This is a genomic window from Nocardia sp. BMG111209 (assembly GCF_000381925.1).
Classification (GTDB): Bacteria; Actinomycetota; Actinomycetes; order Mycobacteriales; family Mycobacteriaceae; genus Nocardia.
On record NZ_KB907308.1, the window covers coordinates 236,656 to 252,974 of the forward strand.

The 16,319-nt window shown below is 70.7% G+C and carries 15 protein-coding genes; 4 read left to right on the forward strand and 11 right to left on the reverse strand.

All coding sequences use genetic code 11. The annotated features are described in order from the left end of the window. Position 1 precedes the first annotated feature (1 nt). Positions 2-409, reverse strand: coding sequence for a hypothetical protein (locus tag G361_RS50500; RefSeq protein WP_019929764.1), 408 nt, complete (start codon positions 407-409; stop codon positions 2-4). 182 nt (positions 410-591) lie between these two features. Between G361_RS50500 and G361_RS0124545 the strand changes: the two genes are divergently transcribed. Further along, positions 592-1,755, forward strand: coding sequence for a histidine kinase (locus G361_RS0124545; protein ID WP_019929765.1), 1,164 nt, complete (start codon positions 592-594; stop codon positions 1,753-1,755). Then, a complete protein-coding gene (locus G361_RS0124550) occupies positions 1,743-2,384 on the forward strand; it encodes a response regulator transcription factor (protein WP_026343443.1) in 642 nt (213 codons plus the stop codon). The genes G361_RS0124545 and G361_RS0124550 overlap by 13 nt, the downstream gene beginning before the upstream one ends. 72 nt (positions 2,385-2,456) lie before the next feature. Here the strand turns inward: G361_RS0124550 and G361_RS51890 are convergent, their stop codons facing one another. Genes G361_RS51890 through G361_RS0124570 form a run of 4 tightly spaced genes read right to left on the reverse strand, consistent with a single transcriptional unit; the run spans position 2,457 to position 7,635 of the window. Then, complete coding sequence (locus tag G361_RS51890) at positions 2,457-3,821, reverse strand: sigma-70 family RNA polymerase sigma factor (protein ID WP_026343444.1); 1,365 nt, start codon at positions 3,819-3,821, stop codon at positions 2,457-2,459. Further along, entirely contained in the window at positions 3,818-4,189 is a 372-nt protein-coding gene (locus tag G361_RS0124560; protein ID WP_019929767.1) for an RNA polymerase sigma factor, read from the reverse strand. Before G361_RS0124560 ends, G361_RS51890 begins: the two co-directional genes overlap by 4 nt. Continuing rightward, positions 4,186-7,155, reverse strand: a complete 2,970-nt coding sequence (locus G361_RS47235) for a tetratricopeptide repeat protein (protein ID WP_019929768.1) — start codon at positions 7,153-7,155, stop codon at positions 4,186-4,188. The genes G361_RS0124560 and G361_RS47235 overlap by 4 nt, the downstream gene beginning before the upstream one ends. Before the next feature lie 36 nt (positions 7,156-7,191). After that, a complete protein-coding gene (locus tag G361_RS0124570; protein ID WP_019929769.1) occupies positions 7,192-7,635 on the reverse strand; it encodes a hypothetical protein in 444 nt (147 codons plus the stop codon). A 201-nt stretch (positions 7,636-7,836) separates the two neighbouring features. Between G361_RS0124570 and G361_RS0124575 the strand changes: the two genes are divergently transcribed. Next, complete coding sequence (locus tag G361_RS0124575) at positions 7,837-8,778, forward strand: LysR family transcriptional regulator (protein WP_081635562.1); 942 nt, start codon at positions 7,837-7,839, stop codon at positions 8,776-8,778. Positions 8,779-8,817: 39 nt separating this feature from the next. On the opposite strand, the gene G361_RS0124580 is transcribed toward G361_RS0124575, so the two are convergent. Further along, the gene (locus G361_RS0124580; RefSeq protein ID WP_026343446.1) at positions 8,818-9,390 is read right to left on the reverse strand and encodes a TetR/AcrR family transcriptional regulator; all 573 of its coding nucleotides are present in this window, start codon (positions 9,388-9,390) and stop codon (positions 8,818-8,820) included. Between the two features lie 90 nt (positions 9,391-9,480). Between G361_RS0124580 and G361_RS0124585 the strand changes: the two genes are divergently transcribed. After that, on the forward strand, positions 9,481-10,437 hold the full coding sequence (locus tag G361_RS0124585) for an NADP-dependent oxidoreductase (RefSeq protein ID WP_019929772.1): 957 nt from the start codon (positions 9,481-9,483) through the stop codon (positions 10,435-10,437). 17 nt (positions 10,438-10,454) lie between these two features. Here G361_RS0124585 and G361_RS0124590 read toward each other — a convergent pair whose 3' ends face one another. The 5 genes from G361_RS0124590 to G361_RS47240 form a co-directional block, all read right to left on the reverse strand. After that, positions 10,455-11,660, reverse strand: a complete 1,206-nt coding sequence (locus tag G361_RS0124590; protein ID WP_019929773.1) for a glycoside hydrolase family 76 protein — start codon at positions 11,658-11,660, stop codon at positions 10,455-10,457. A gap of 136 nt (positions 11,661-11,796) precedes the next feature. Then, positions 11,797-12,861 carry an NAD(P)-dependent alcohol dehydrogenase gene (locus G361_RS0124595; RefSeq protein WP_196814629.1) on the reverse strand — a complete coding sequence of 355 codons (1,065 nt, stop codon included), beginning with the start codon at positions 12,859-12,861 and terminating at the stop codon, positions 11,797-11,799. Positions 12,862-12,989: 128 nt separating this feature from the next. Then, on the reverse strand, positions 12,990-13,655 hold the full coding sequence (locus G361_RS0124605) for a response regulator transcription factor (RefSeq protein ID WP_019929775.1): 666 nt from the start codon (positions 13,653-13,655) through the stop codon (positions 12,990-12,992). Continuing rightward, positions 13,652-14,800: a sensor histidine kinase gene (locus G361_RS0124610; RefSeq protein WP_019929776.1), complete on the reverse strand. Its 1,149-nt coding sequence runs from the start codon at positions 14,798-14,800 to the stop codon at positions 13,652-13,654. The genes G361_RS0124605 and G361_RS0124610 overlap by 4 nt, the downstream gene beginning before the upstream one ends. A gap of 114 nt (positions 14,801-14,914) precedes the next feature. After that, positions 14,915-15,724 (reverse strand): DUF4253 domain-containing protein, encoded by an 810-nt coding sequence (locus G361_RS47240; protein ID WP_196814630.1) that lies wholly within the window; start codon positions 15,722-15,724, stop codon positions 14,915-14,917. Between the last annotated feature and the right edge of the window lie 595 nt (positions 15,725-16,319).

Sequence of the window (16,319 nt, forward strand, 5' to 3'; positions counted from 1 at the left end):
ATCACTGCGCGGGGACGGCGGCCGGTCGCGACCGCAGCAGTCCGATGCCCGCGCCGAGCGAGACGACGCCCATGCCGGCGGCCGCGGCGATGCCTTCCGGACCGTGCAGGAAGATTCCGGCGCACACGGCGACAACCAGGTTGAACAGGAACAGGAACCACAGCGTCGGGCGGGCCGCCAGCCAGGAGCGCAGCGGTTCCTCGCGCATCACCAGCGGACCGGTCACCAGCGATACCGCCGTCCCGGCATAGGTGGCGATGTGCTGATACGGGTCCGGGAGTACGAATCCGGATCCGAGGCAGGCGGCGACCCCGGCGCCGAACAGGATCCGCAGCCCGATCGTGCGGACGCCGGACCGCGCCGTCGGGGCGGCCGGGGCTGTCTCGATGATGTCGGCAGTGTTGCGCATGGCGGGAATTCCTCGTGGTCGGCGCCATCCCGGAGCGGATGCCGCATGGTGTCTTCGACGATGCCGTCGCGGCCGCGCCGCCACGAGGGGGTGCGAACCCGGACCGGGGGTGTAGCCGGCTACACCCCCGCAGTGGATTCGGCACGACCGCGCGCGGCCGACCGGCGATTTAAGGTGACATCATGCGAGCAACCGTCCGGCAAGCAGCGCGGGCCTCGGCGTATCTGGTCCGGGCCCTGGCGCTGGCGTTCGGATGCGTGCTGTTCGTGACGGTACTGCTGCTGACCGTCGTGGGAGCCGTCACCGTCGTCGGCCTCGGGCTCCTGCCGGAGACGGTGCTGCTGATCCGCCGGATCGCCGGCACCAAACGCCGCTGGGTGCAGGCCCGCACCGGCCGGGCCCTGCCCGAGGCGTATCTGCCGATCGACCCGCCACTGCGCGACAGCCTGCGCGCGATCCGCCGCGATCCGTGCACCTACGGCGATCTGCGCTGGCTGCTCGCCCACTACCTCTACGGTTTTCTCGGCCTGGCCGCCGTCCCGCTCTGGCCGATCGGCCTCGTGGTCGACGGGGTGTGGTGCGGGCTGCTGGGCCGGACCGCGCTGGTACTCCCCCTGATCGATCGGCTCGCCGAGCTGGACACCCGCTGGTCGGTGGCACTGCTGCGGCCGCCGCCGAAAGCGCTTCTGGCCGAACGGGTTCAGGAGCTCACTGCCACACGGGCCGGGGCCGTCGCCGCGCACGGGGCCGAGTTGCGCCGGATCGAACGGGATCTGCACGACGGCACCCAGGCGCGGCTGGTGGCCCTGTCGATGCGAATCGGCTTGGCGCGCCGCGCATTCGACACCGATCCGCAGGCCGCGCGCACCCTCCTCGACGACGCGCAGTCCCAGGCCGAGCAGGCGCTGGTGGAACTGCGGCACGTCGTGCGCGGCATCCATCCGCCGATCCTCACCGACCGCGGCCTGTCCGGCGCGGTCCGGGCCCTCGCGGCCGGTAGCGGGCTGACGGTCACCGTGGACGCCGACGAACTCGACGATCCGCCCCGGGCCCCGGCGGCCGTGGAGGCGGCAGCGTATTACGTTGTGGCCGAGGCACTCACGAACGCGGCCAAATACAGTGGCGGCGAACGCGCCGAGGTCCGCCTGACCCGTACCCGTACCGGCGTGCGGGTACTGGTCCGCGACGAGGGCGACGGCGGGGCCCATCTCCCCGACGCGGGTGAGACCGGCTCGGGCCTGCTGGGGATTCGCCGCCGCGTCGCGGCCCTCGACGGGACGTTCACGCTGACCAGCCCCGTAGGGGGACCGACCTGTATCGAAGCGGAGTTGCCGTGCGTGTGGTGATCGCCGAGGACAATGCCCTGTTGCGCGAGGGCCTGGTCCTGTTGCTGACCTCGGCCGGGCACGAGGTGGCGGCGGTCGCCGGCACCGGCCCGGAGATCCTGCCCGCCCTGCTCGCGCATCGTCCCGACGTGGCGGTACTCGACGTGCGGATGCCGCCCGGCTTCCGGGACGAGGGCCTGCGCGCCGCGCTGGACGCCCGGCGGCAGCTGCCCGGCCTGCCGATCCTGGTGTTGTCCCAGTATGTCGAACAGTCCTATGCCGCAGAGCTTCTCGGCGACGGGACCGGCGGTATCGGCTATCTGCTCAAGGACCGGATCGGCCGCGTCGACGAATTCCTCGACGCCCTGGGCCGAGTCGCGGCCGGCGGCACCGCCCTGGATCCGGAGGTGGTGAGCGAGTTGCTCACTCGCCGCCGCGACTCCCCCGTGGATTCGCTCACTCCCCGGGAACGTGAGGTCCTGAAGCTGATGGCCGAGGGCCACGACAACACCACCATCGCCGCGACCCTCTTCGTCACCGAGCGCGCGGTGAGCAAGCACATCGGCAACATCTTCCTGAAACTCGGCCTCCCACCGACGGATAGTGGACACCGGCGGGTGCTGGCGGTCCTGGCGTATCTGAACGGGTGAGGTAGTCGGTGCGGCTCTGTCGGGCCCGGTTCGATCCTGCCGTCGGCGCCGCGACCGATGGACGGCCGCCCGCTATCCGGGCGCCAATTTGCAGGTCTTGGTGACGGGATCCCAATACTGGTCCACGGTGCAGGACTGCGGGGTCGCCGGTTGCGGATTCGGCGCGGGGTTCGGGTTCGGGTTCGGGTTCGGCTGAGGTGCGGGACGATTCGGTTCGGGTTGCGGATCCGGTTGGGGCGGAGGTTGTTTCCGGTCGGGCTGGTGTACCGGGGGTTGCGGATTCGGTTGGGGCGGAGATTGTTTCCGGTCGGGCTGGTGCGCCGGGGGTTGCGGATCCGGTCCCGGCGGCGGTTGATTCAGATTCTTCGCCGGTGGCGGCTGATTCGGGTTCGGTCCCGGCGGCGGCTGATTCGGGCCCGGCGCGGGCGGCGGCTGATTCGGGACGGGTGCGGGTTGCGGCTGATTCGGGACGGGCGCAGGTGGATTCGGGGCGGGCTGCGGATTCGGAACGGGCTGCGGATTCGGCGGAGCGGCAGGGGGTTCCGGTACCGGTTGCGGACCGGCCGCGGGCGGTGCCGGATTCGGCACCGGTGGTGAATCCTGTTCCCCTGGGGACTGATTCGGCTGCGGAGCGCCCGGCATCACCGAGGGTGGCGGCGGTGCCCCGACACCCGAGGCGGGCGGTGCAGCCACACGGGAAGTCGGCGGTGGGACCGCGCCGGATGTCGGCGGTCGGGTCGGTGTCGGCGCGAGACCCGGGGTGGGAGCGGCGGGTTCGACCGCGGCAGGTGGTGTCTGCGGAGCGTGACCCGACAGCGCGAGTGCGGAGGCCGCGACGGCGGCGGTCGCGAGCAGCGCGGCGGCGGCGAAGACCACGAAGGCGATGCGCAAGCGCCTGCGGCGGTCCGGTGGGCGGGGAAATCCGAATCGGTCGTAGGGCCCGGCACGCTCCGATTCGGGGGACGGCCCACCGGCCGGACGGGTCTCGGCGACCAAGCGGACCGCGTCGTCCGCACGCGCCCGTCCGGCCGGAATGAGCAGGGGGACAACGGCGATCAGCTCGGCCGGACGCACACGGCGGGCCTCACCGGCCGCACAGACCGAGCACTGACGGACGTGCCGGTTCACGCGCCGGGTGAGAACGGTGAACTCATCATCGGCCGTGTCGACCACACCGGCCAGGTCGGCGCATTCGCCGGTGCCCTCCCCTGCGATCATCACGGCGGAGGCACCGGCCACGAGATTCTCCTGAGCGCGCATCAGCAGTCGCCCTGCCCGGCCCTCGGGGATACGGAATACGTCAGCGACTTCGGCGATCGAAAGTCGATGCTGGTGAACGAGTTCCAGTGCGTCCCGCTCATCCGGTGCGAGATGGTCCAGTGCTTGTCGGACCGATGCGATGGTTCCCGCCTCGTGCGGCCGGGCATCGCCGGTCACCCAGCCTCCCCCGCACCGGATATTTGGCGCCCCGGTTCGTCACTCTCGGTGCGGGCGAGGTTGTTCGGCAGGGAATCAGCACCGGTTCCGGTGCCGAGCCGGCGACGGCATTCGTTGCGGGCGATCGCGAACAGCCAGGCGCGCAACGCCTCGGGCTCACGGAGGTGAACCATCCGGGACCACGCGGTCAGCATCGTATGGTGCACCACGTCGTCGGCTTCGTCGTATTCGCCGAGCCGGCTCACGCAGTAAGCGTGCAGTGCGGGGGCGTATTCGGTGTGGAGGTCGCGCAGTCCGTCGAGATCACCGGCACGAAGCCGTTGCACGAGTTCATGATCCGGCTGCGGTGGCGACGATACGTCGGTCATGGATTACTGCTCCTGGCGAGATACCGTGCGGCGCGGTCGGCTTCGGGTGAGCCGAGGCCGCGGTAGATGGTGACGGCCTCCGCCAAGTGGCGGGCCGCGGTGGTGCGATCGCCGCCGATGGTCCGGCAGCGAGCGGATCCTTCGAGCGCGTGCGCCCGTTCGAGTCGGTGGTGGATGTGGTCGGCCGCCGCGAGCGCATCGGTGAACGTCCGCAGTGCTTCGGATCGCCGGCCCGCCTCGAGCAGCAGCCAGCCGATCCCGTTGAGCGTTTCGACGTCGCCGACTCGATTGCCGATCCGGCGGTACAGATCCCGCGCCTGCGTCAGCAGTTCGGTCGCGTCGTCGTAATTCCCGGCGTTGCGGTGCACGCGGGCCAGCGCGGCGAGGGTTTCGGCCTCGCCGCGGCGATGGCCGAGTTCCCGGAAGAGGTCCAGGGCGTCCCGGTGCAGTCGCGCGGCCCGTGTGCCGAAATCCTCGTCGCCCTCACACACCAGGCCGAGGCCGGTCAGGGCTTTCGCCTCGCCCAACCGGCTGCCGAGCTCCCGGAAGATCTCGAGCGCCTGCCGATGCAGCTGTTCGGCTACCCCATTGTGCCCCTGCGTCATTCGCACGGCGCCGAGGTTGCCGAGCGCATCGGCCACACCGAGCCGGTTGCCGATCTCCTCGAATATCGTCAGTGCCCGCTGATGCAGCTCGCCGGCCCGGTCGTGCTGTCCGATGCTCTCGTAGACCAGACCGAGGTTGAGCAGAGTTTCGGCCTCGCCCAGCCGATTTCCGGATTCCCGGAAGATCGCCGACGCGTGCTGATGCCGGTGAACCGCCTCGACGAAGTCACCGGTTCGCCACTGCGCCATCCCGTATGCGGTGAGCGCGTCGGCCTCGGCGAGGCGGTTACCGAGTCGGCGGTAAATATCCGCGGCCTGCTGGTGCAACGCTGTGGCATCGTCGCGGCGGCCCTCGATGTGGAGCAGCAGACCCAGATCGCGCAGCGTATTCGCCTCGCCGAGTGGGTTTTCCAGGGTCCGGTAGCTGTTCGCCGCTTGCCGGAGCAGGTCGATCGCATCGCGGTGGTCTCCGGTCGACTGGCGCAGCGTGCCGAGCGCGGCGAGCGTATGGGCCTCGCCGAGCCGATCACCGATCTCCCGGTAGATCTCCCCGGCCTCGGCCAGCAGGTCCGCGGCCCGGCGGTACTCCCCGGCCGCCTGATGGACGCCACCGAGCCGCCGCACAGTGTGGGCCTCACCCAACCGATTGCCCAGTTCCCGGTAGCGGGCGCGGGCACACTGCTGCGAATCCGCCGCTGCCGCATAGTCGCCGACGTTCTCGCTCATCAATCCCAGATCGCTGTGCACGGCGGCCTCGTGCAGCCGATCGCCGCGCCGCCGGAAGACCGCGAGCGCCATCCGGAACGCATCGCGCGCCGGGAGGTGGTCGCCGAGCAGGTTGTGTACCCGGCCGAGATTCGTCCGAGCGTGGGCCGCGCCGACCTCGTCGCCGAGCCGAACGGCCGCCTCGGCCGCGCGCTCGTGCAGGGAGCGGGCCTGCTGCCACGGTCCGTCGAGTATCAGCAGTTCGGCCAGATGCTCGGTGAGTGCGACCGTGCGAGCGGAATCCGTTGTGGCGCAATACTCCAGACAGGCGAGCAGATTCGCGCGTTCGCGGCGCAGCCACCGCAGCGCCGCCGCATCGTCGGCGAATACGGTGTCGCCACCGGTCACCGGCGTCCCGGTGGGACGAGTCCGGCCGGACAACCACCGATCGGCGTCGGCGGCGGTCCGCTGATAGTGATCCAGCAGCCGGTCGACGGCAATCACGTTGTCGGCGTTGGCATTCGATTCGGCGAGTGTGCGCGCGTACCCGCGGAGCAGATCGTGCAGCCGGTACCGGCCGCGACCGGTCTCCTGGAGCAGGTGATCGGTGTAGAGGGCATCGAGTTCACGCCGCGCTGTCCGCCGGTCCACTCCGGCCAGCGCGGCGACCGCGTCCGGTTCCAGATCGGGGCCGGGGTGAAGTCCCGAGCGGCAGAACAACAGTCGCCGCTCGGGCGGTAGATCCCGGTACGAGAGATCGAAGGCGGCCCGCACGGCCGGTTCGTCGGGGCTGTCCACCACGGACAGCCGATCCGTTTCCGCCGCGAGTTCCGCGGCCAGATCTTCGAGATCCTCGACCGTCCAGTGCGGATGGTGGGCCACCCGGCCGGCCACCAATCCGACTGCCAGCGGCAGATATCCGCACAATCCGGCGGTGCGCGCGACGATCTCGCGGATACCGTCCGGATCACGACCGGCGACGGTACAGAACAGCGCCTCGGCGGCTTGCGGCCCGAGGACGGCCAGGGATATCGGCCACATATCCGGCAGCAACAGCCGGCGGCGGCTGGTGACCACGGTCAGGCAGCCGTCCCCGCTCGGCAGCAACGGTTCCACCTGACCGCGGTTCGCCGCGTCGTCCAGCACCAGCAGGGTTCTGGTCCCGGACAACAGATTCCGCCACAGGCTGCGGCGGCCGGTCGGGGTCGGCGGAATATCGGCAGCGTCCACCCCCAGCGCGGCCAGCATCTCCGCCAGTACCTCCGCCGGATCCGCCGGCCGCCGGCCCGGGGTGTGACCGTGCAGATCGATGAAGTACTGCCCGTCGGGAAACCGCTCGGCCAGCGCATGCGCTGCGCGGACCGCCAAGGCGGTCTTCCCGACCCCCGGCATACCGTCGATCGCGCAGATCGGCACCCGCCGCGGCGGCCCGGTCACGTCGAGAATCTCCCGGAGCTCCCGGTCCCGGCCCACGAGGACGCGTGGCCCGCCCGGCAGATTGGTGATGACCGGCTCCCGTGGCGGCCGCGGTGCCTCCCGCCAGGAGATGTTCACCCCACCGTGAACATCTCCGCCGATGTCGACCTGGTTCGCGTGATCCTTCGCGAGATGTACCGCCGGCGCGGTGCGGCCGGCCGTACTACGAGACGTTTCCACGGTCAGAGGTGCAGACCGGCCATGACCCTCGCTCCGCTACAGGCACACCGAGCCGAGGTTGATGCCGGTACCGACATCGACGGTGGTGTGGTCGGCGGAGCCGTCACCGGTGTAGGTGGCGGTCAGGACATGAGTCCCGGTCGTGGCCGGATGCCATTCGAACGCGGCGACGACGGTCGCGCCGGTCGGGGTGGTGGTCTGCACCGTGGCGAGGACGATGCCCAGTGTGGTCGTGCCGTCCCCGAACAACACCGCGCCCGGGGAGCCGCCGTTCGCGGCGAGGTCGACGCCGGTCACGGTCGCCGTCACCGTCGCGGGGCAGGCGGTCGATGCCCGCCCGGACAGCGTCACCGTGGTCGTCGCGGCCCCGGCCACGCCCGGCGCACTCAACGCCACGATCGCCGCCACGACCAGCGCGGTGCGCGCGGACCCCGCCCGCAGCCGCCGACCGACCGGACCGAATCCTTTGATAGACAACATCTTCAGCTCCTGACCTGTCCCAGCCCCGGCACCACGACCAGTGTCGGGTCGATCCGCGGCGGTGTCGAAGTCGGCGTGCCTATGCCGGTATAGGCACAACCGATCGACCGCGGACCCGGAAAACGCCGACTGTCGCCGGAATCCGGTGTAGGGGATACTGGGCCGAGCGGGGCACATCGCCACGAGGGGAATCGAAAAATCATGGAGTTACGTCACTTTCGCTACTTCGTAGCGGTCGCCGAGTGTATGAGCTTCACCGGGGCCGCGGCGCGGTTGTACGTGTCCCAGCCGACGTTGAGCCAGCAGATCCGCGGTCTGGAGCGGGAACTCGGTGTGCAGTTGTTCGATCGGCAGCCGGACGGGGCCCGGCTGACGGTGGCGGGATCGGTCTTCTACGAACGCGCGCAACGGATTCTGGGCGAGGTGGACAGCGCGGTCGCCGATACCCGCCGCGCCGCACCACATCTGTCGGAATTGCGCATAGGTGTCGCCGGGCCGCTGCCCGATTCGATCCATTTCCCGGTCATCAGCTCGTTCACCGCGGCCTTCCCGCAGGTCCGGATTCGATGCCGGGAACTCGTCATCCCCGAATACGAACAACCGCTGCTCGCGGGCGATGTCGATGTGGCCTTCCTGCGCTCACCGCTGGATTTCGATCGGGTCGTCGGGCAACCGATCGTCGGCGACGAGCCGTGCGTGATCGCGACCCCGCACGGCCATCCGTTCTGGGATGTGGACAGCGTCGATGTCGCGGACTTTCTCGAGCAGCCGTTGGTGAACTATTCGCCGCGGATCTCCCGGCGGGCCCGGTTGCACTGGCAGCTCTCGGGCGAACGCAACGGCGCCGCACCGCGATTCGTCGGCGACCCTGCCGCCACCAATGCGGAAATCACCCTGTCGGCCGGATTGAACAAGGTCGTGATCGCCGGACCGGCCACCCTGGGACACGGGCTGGCCGTGTCGCGATTCCGGGTCGTCGAGCTGCGCGGTGGCCCGACCTGCACGACCTACGTGGTGCGCCGGCGCGACGACACTCGCATGATGCCGGCCACCTTCTGCGATTTCGCGCACCGGATCGCCACCGAACTGCCGTCCGCGCACGAACGGCCGGGCTTCGATCACCTTTCCGCGGCCGACCGCTGAATCGACCCGAATTGTTCGGTCCGCGAGCACGATTCGGGCTCAGGCGGCGGGCCGGAGGCCGTCCATCAAGAGGTTCAGCAGGCGGGCGGCCTTGGCGGCGTGCTCGGGCCGGGGGGCCACGGTGAAGAGGCCGATGAGGGCGGAGGCGATGTCGTCGGCGGTGACGTCGGAGCGGAGGTCGCCGGTGACCGCGCCGGCGTCGAGGATCGTGGTGATGGCCGCCAGCAGCTCGGTCCGGGTCCGCGCATGGGCGATCTCGCCCGCCTCGATCATCGTGAGCAGCGTGTCGAGCATGCCGTTCTTGGTCGCGATCCAGTCCCCGAACAGGTCCATCCAGCGCCGCATCGCCGCGGCCGGGGGCAGTTCGCCGAGCAGTTCGCGAGCGCCGGCGGTCAGCCGCACGACCTGGTCCCGGTAGACCGCGTCGACCAGCGACTCGCGGGTGGGAAAGTGCCGGTAGAGCGTGGCGATGCCCACCCCGGCCTCGCGGGCGATCGCCCGCATCGACGGCTCGGCGTCCGCCGACGCGAATACGCGGGTCGCCACCGCGAGCAACTGATCGCGGTTACGGGTCGCGTCCGCACGGGGCGCGCGCATCTCCACCTCAGCCAAAACGGATCATGCTCCGTTTTGTGTTACCGTCGTCCATGTAAACGGAGCATAGTCCGTTTCGAGGTGCCCAGACCGAGGAGACAGGCGTCCATGCAGGAACAGCGCGATCGACGGCCCGCGGACAGCAGCAGGGCGGTCCGGCTCGAATCCTTCGGCGGCCCCGAGGTGCTGGACATCCGGGAGATTCCCGCGCCGCAGGCCGGTCCGGGACAGGTCCGGGTGCGGGTCACCGCGGCCGGTCTCAATCCGATGGACTGGATCATGACCGCCGACGCGGACACCGCCGCGCGGTTCGGCCTGAGCCTGCCGGCCGGATTCGGGACCGACTACGCGGGCGTGGTCGACCTGGTCGGCGCCGGGGTGACCGGCTTCGCACCCGGCGACCGGGTGTTCGGGAGCGCCCTGTCCCGAGCGGTCGCCGACTTCGTGGTGGTCGACGCGGCCGGGGAGGTCGCGGCCAACGAGGTCCATCACACCCCCGACGGCGTCGACGATCGCACCGCCGCCACCCTCGCGATCGCCGGCCGGACGGCATCGGCCGCCCTCGCCGTGCTCGAGCCCGGCCCGGACGACACCGTGCTGATCGGCGGCGCGGCGGGCGGGGTCGGGGTGTTCGCCGTCCAGCTGGCCCGGATCGCGGGAGCGCGGGTGATCGGCACGGGGTCGGCGGCCTCGGCGGATTTCCTGCGTGAGCTCGGCGCCGAACCGGTCGCCTACGGCGACGGCCTGGCCGACCGGGTCGCCGCCCTCGCCCCCGGCGGCGTCACCGCCGCCGTCGACCTGCACGGGGTCGAGACCGTATACGCCGCAAGGGAACTCGGCGTCGTGGACGGCCGCATCTGCACCGTCGCCGCACAGGTCGACGGCGTGCCCGCGGCCAACGGCGCGAATGCCGCGCCCGGCGCGCTGCCCGAGATCGCCCGCCTGGTCGCGGCGGGCCGGCTCCGGGTGCCGGTCGCGGCGAGCTTCCCGGTCGAGCAGATCCGCCACGCGGCCCGCGTCCAGGCCGACCGGCACGTCCACGGCAAGCTCGTCATCGACCTCTGACCCGGGGCCGTCGCGGCTCAGAGTCCGGCGGCGGTGAGCTGATGATCCACTTCCAGCAGCATCCAGCCGCTGAGCTGGACCGACAGGTCGCGGCTCAGATTCGACGAGGCCGCGGCGGGGGCATGGGTGAGCTCGGGGAAGGCGCGGGGGTGGTCCGGGGCGGGGACCGGGCGGGACCAGTCCATCCCGAACAGCGGCAGGCCGTCCACCTCGGCGCGGTGGTCCCAGGCGGCCCGGGCGGAGGCGTGCACGATGCGGGCGGCGGTGGTGTTGCCCAGGGCCAGCGCCGTTTCGGCCAGATAGCGGGCGAGAATGCCCATGAACAGGCCGGAGTCGTCGGCCGAGGCGCCGGCGATCACCCCGGCGTTCGTCAGGTGGGCCTCGGTGGCGGCGACGAGGTCGGCAGCGCGGTCGTGATGGGCCGGATCACCCGTGCGCACGGCCAATTCGGTTTCCAAGCCGATGGCCACGCCCTGACAGTAGGTGTGGATGGTCCGGTCCACGCGGTTCTCGGGTTCGCGGACGCCGTCGAGGGTCAGGCCGGTGTCGGGGTCGCGCAATCGGGTGTGCAGGAAATCGGCGAGTTGTTCGGCGCGGGGCAGTTCACCGAGGCGGGCCAGCGCGGTGGCGGTCGGGCCGATCGCGGGGGTGTTGTAGAAATGGTCGCCGTGCCGCCACGGCACCGCACCGACGGCCGGATTCCAGCCGGCGAGCAGGGCGGTCCGCAACTCCGCGAGCGGACCGGTGTAGCGCAGGCCGAGCAGCCGTTCGGCGCGTTCGAGGGCCAGTGCCAGCCAGGCCATATCGTCGTAGTACCGGTTGGTCCAGCCGGTGATGTTGCGGGTCCGGATGCCGTTGGCCATGGCGGTGACCCGATGGATCCGCTCGCCGGTGGGTGCGCGGCGCGCGGCGTCCACCGCACAGTCGAGGAGATGGGCCTGCCACCAGTAACACCATTTCAGGAACGACTGGTCGAGCAGGGCCGCGGGCCAGGTGAGGGTGCCGAGTTGCGCCGACGATCGACCCCAGAGGGTGCGGACATGACGTTCGGCGATCGCCTGCTCGGCCAGTTCCGCCCGCTTCACGGGCTCCTCCGGCCCGGCCGACGCGATCGGCGTGATGGCCGCCGCCTGCGTGGGCTGGGCGACCGTGGTGAGCGCGACCGCCGCCCCGGCCGCCCACAGCACACTGCGTCTGCTGATCCGCTGGTCGTGCAGACCCATCCGCTCGGACTCCTCCACTGCGCAACACGGAACCCGTGGAGGACATTCTATCGTGCGACCGGCGTCACAGTGCTGAGAGGATCACCACTGCGACGGTCGCCGCGGACTTCGGTTGTACGTTGAAACAAGCTGTCGCTCAGTCGATCTCGCCGCCGGAATCGCCGCCGGGCCGGATGGTGACGGCGATCTGCCCCCTGGCCCGGTGCCCGAGCATGTGCGTGATCGCGGCGGCGGCCTCGGCGAGCGGATAGGTCCGTTCGATGATCACCTTGACATCGCCGGACGCCAGGAGTGCGGCGAGATCGCGCAGGTTGCCGCGATCGGGGACGCAGGTGACGCTGCGGACATCGGCCGAGCCGAGGCCCATCAGGTGGGCCCGGCCGATTCTCGGCAGGCCGCCGAAGAGGCCGGCGGCATTCCCGATGCTGTTGGGGATGAACGTTCCGGTGGGCGTCAGCAGGGCGGCGTTCGCGGCGGGCGAGTGGTTCAGCACGTTGTCCAGGATCGCGTCGTATCGCTGTGCGCCGCGGGTGTAGTCGTCGCGGGTGTAGTCGACGACCTCGTCGGCGCCCAGCGACCGCACGAATTCGACGTTGCGGGTGCTGCACACGCCGGTGACGTGCGCGCCGAGGGTCTTGGCGATCTGGATCGCGAATGTGCCGACGCCGCCGGAGGCGCCGTTGATCAGGATCCGCTTCCCGGGCCCGGCCCGGCTCACGTCGCGCACCGCGAGCAGCGCCGTGATTCCCGACATCACCGCGGCGCCGGCCTCCTCGAAGGTGAGTTCGGCGGGTTTGGCGATCAGCCGATCGGCCGACGCGAGCGCGAATTCCGCGAAGGTGCCGGGCCGCGATTTCGTGCCCCATTGGGAACCGAACACCTCGTCGCCGATGCGGAGGTCGGTCACATTCTTTCCCGTCGCGGCGACGACGCCCGCGATATCGCTGCCGCGCACCGGCGCCGCCGGGCGCCGCAGCCCGGACTGCAGCCGCAGGAGATAGGGAACACCCTGCACCGCAAGCCAATCCGGGGTGTTCACGCTGGTGGCCCGCATCCGCACCAGGACCTCGTCGTCGCCGGGTACGGGCCGGGCGATCTCGGCCGGGGCCAGTACCTGTTCCGGTGCGCCGTAACGGTTCTGGACGATCGCGGTCATCGCGGTGTCGCGGGCGCTGCCGAGGGCTTTCGTCGATTCCGACACGATTTCCTCCTTCGATGGTTCCTCACCATCGTGGCGATCCGCGCCGGTGCGCACATCGGGCGAGCGGCCCGATCCCGATCGGCCGATACGCCGATGCGGCGGTGGTACTTTCGGCCGATCGGCGTCGCTCAGCGCCGGACCCGGTCGGTCTCGTAGGCCCAGATGACGAGTTCGACCCGATTGCGCACGCCGAGTTTGGCCATCAGGCTCGCGATGTGGGTCTTCACGGTGCTCAGGCTGATGTGCAGTTCCGTGGCGATCTCGCTGTTGGTGCGGCCGCGGGCCACAGCGGCCAGCACGTGCTCCTCCCGTTCGGTCAGTGTGCCGGCCGATCGGTGTTGGGCCGCAGCCGGTTCGGAGCCGACGAAGGCGGCCAGCAGGCGTGCGGTGACACTCGGGGCGATCAGCGCGTCACCGCGCGCGGCGGCGTGCACGGCCTGGGCGAGCAGCACGGGTCCGGCCTCCTTCAGCAGGAATCCGCGCGCCCCCGCCCGCAGCGCGGCGTAGACGTACTCGTCGAGATCGAAGGTGGTGATCACCACCACCGCAAGCGGATCCGCGACCGCCGGACCGGCGAGCCGGCGGGTGGCCTCGATACCGTCCAGGCCGGGCATGCGAATATCGAACAGGCACACGTCGGGCCGTCGTTCCAGGGCGAGCCGGACGGCCTGTTCGCCGTCCGCCGCCGCGCCGATCACCTCGATACCGGGCTGCGCGTCGAGGATCATCGCCAGTCCGGTGCGGACGATCTCCTGGTCGTCGGCGACCAGCACCCGCAGCGCGGGAGCGTTCATCGCGCCGCCCCCTCGCGGGGCAGTACGGCGGTCACGGTCCATCCGCGGCCCGGATCCGGTCCGGCCTCACAGGTACCGCCGAGCAGGACGGCTCGTTCGGCCATGCCGATCAGCCCGTATCCGGGGGATCCGGTCACGAACGCGCGGCCGGGATCACCGTCGTCGCGGACGCGCAGTCGCACCACCGTCTCGTCGGCGTCGATCCGCACCTCGACGCGAGTCGCGTTGCGCGCGTGGCGCATCGCGTTGGTGACCGCTTCCTGGGCCATGCGGTACAGCGCGGTGCCGACGGTCGCGGGCAGATCGCCGATCCCGTCGCCGATCTCGACCGCCACGGCGGGACCGCTACCGGCAAGTCCGGCGAGTCGTTGCAGATCGGCGAGACCCGGAGTGGGAAAACAGTTTTCGTCGTCGTCCGGCCGGTCCCGGCGCAGCGCGCGCACGATCGAGCGCATCTCCGTCAGCGTGCGCGCGGCCTCGGTCTCGATCAGCCGCAGCGCGTCGCCGGCGGCGCCGGAGGTGGACTCCGCGGTCGCGAGCCCGGCCTGCGCGCGGATCGCGATCGCCGACACGTGATGTGCGACGGTGTCGTGCAGGTCGCGGGCCAGCCGTTCCCGCTCGACCAGCTTGATCTGATCGAGTTCACGCACCTTCGCCCGAGCCCGATAGCGGAACGCCGCGCCCAGCGCCACGGTCGAGACCAGCACGAACAATCCGGCGGCGGCGTCGGCGCCGCGCAGATCCGCCGCGACGATCCCGATCCCCGGGCCGGCCACCACCACGACCGAACCCAGCACGATCGCGCGCCCGGACCCCCACCGGTACAACGCGTACGGCAGCAGCAGGACCGCTCCCTCGACAGCGATGTTCGATTGCGCGCCGCCGAGCAGTACCGTCGCCGCGGCCGAGCCGCCGAATGCGAGGGTGATCATCGGCAGCGGCCGGCTACGCCGCCACAACAGCGTCAGCATCATGCCGACGACGACCGGCAGCCAGATCGCCCGGTACGGAACATTGTGCCGCACAGTGCCTTCGACGATCGCCACCGCCACGAGGACCAGCACCAGCAACCGGTCGCGCCACGACCGCGCCGGCACATCCGGCGCGGCGGGCTCGAACCATATCGACCGGAACAGACCACGCACACCCCCATGATGGCCCGCAACGTCCGCCGGCGGAACCGGTGCCGGTCGCGGGCCGCGGCGCCGACGGGATCACCGCGCGGTCCGCCGGGTTCACCGCACAGTAGGGATCGCCGCTCAGTCCCACCACAACTGCCACAGCGGGGCCGCGGTCTGCGGTTTGAGGTTGTCCAGGGTTTCCACCCCTTGGTAGACCGAGTCCGGGCAGTACAGATGATGTTCCAGGGCGACGGTGAGCGCGTCGGGGTCGGTGCGGGGCGGGGCGTCCACCCGCAGCGTGATGGTGTCGAGCCCGAGGGCGAGCAGTTCGGCCCGCCAGTGCCCGGCCCAGCGGTGCAGCATCGCCGCGTGGTCCGCCCCACCGAGGTCGTAGTTGCACGCGCCCCACCAGTTCAGCAGGTACGGCACCAGCCAGGGGGCCGGCGCGGGGACCAGGGTGAGGGCGGCGAACTCGTCGCCGACGACCGCCCAGGCATCGGCCCAGCCGAATCCGGCGTGGTCGAGGTCGTCACTGGTCAGCGGCCGGGGTGAGCGCGGGAAGTCGGCGCCGTCCCGCGTGGCGGCCGTATAGGCGCGGTCCAGCCAGCGCACCCCGTCCCATTCCCCGGGCCCGATCGCCGGTCCGGCGGTGCGCACGGCCTCTTCCAGGCCGTCGAAGGTGCGCGGCTCGGTGAGCACCGGCCACCACCCGGTCCCCGGGAACCAGTCGCGCGCGGCGGTCCACAGGTCGGCGGCCGGATAGCCCGGTTCCACCTCGCCGGACCAGATGGGCTGCCCCGCCACGGTTCTCCCGATCACCCGCATAGCGGGCAGCGGCACGCCCAGCGCGCCGAACACCTGGGCCGGATCGCCCTCGGGTACGGGCACTTCCGCGGTTGCCGACGGGCGATCCGGGCGAAACGGGGGCGCGGGCAGGTCCTCGAACATGTCCGGCATTCAATCAGTGACCACCGACACGGACACATCCCGGGTCGAGTGGGATCGTCGCCGCTCGGATTCGGACCCGCGGGCGTACGACCGCCGCCGCGGCGGCGGCGCGGACTCCGGCGGCACAATTCGCCGGCAACGGCGGCAGACGCCGACTCCGACGCGCCGTACGAGAACGCGCGGTGAACGTTCGACGACCATTCCCCGGCTCGCGGACGAGAACGCGGAGACGGTCACCACCGAACGGTCGGACGGAAATTCGGTGGCCCGAAAAAGAAGGTGGCAAATATTCGCACGGGACGTTTGGACCGGCCCCCGATGGTTACTCGTGCTGCCGCCTCCGCACCTGCCCACCCCTTGTATGCAGCACTGTTCCAGAGCAGGTGAAATGGCTTTACAGAAACGGGTCGGCGTGTCGTACCCACCGGACTGATCCGTCCGAATTCCCTGAATGTCCAGTTTGGTTTCCACCCCACCCAAAGGAGCGTACAGCAATTTGTCAGTAAATATCCAGAATTCTGTGACGCGGCGCGGGTAACTATTGTTTTATTGATTTGCAGCGACATAGCGTCATCGATGTCACTGTGAGATCTCC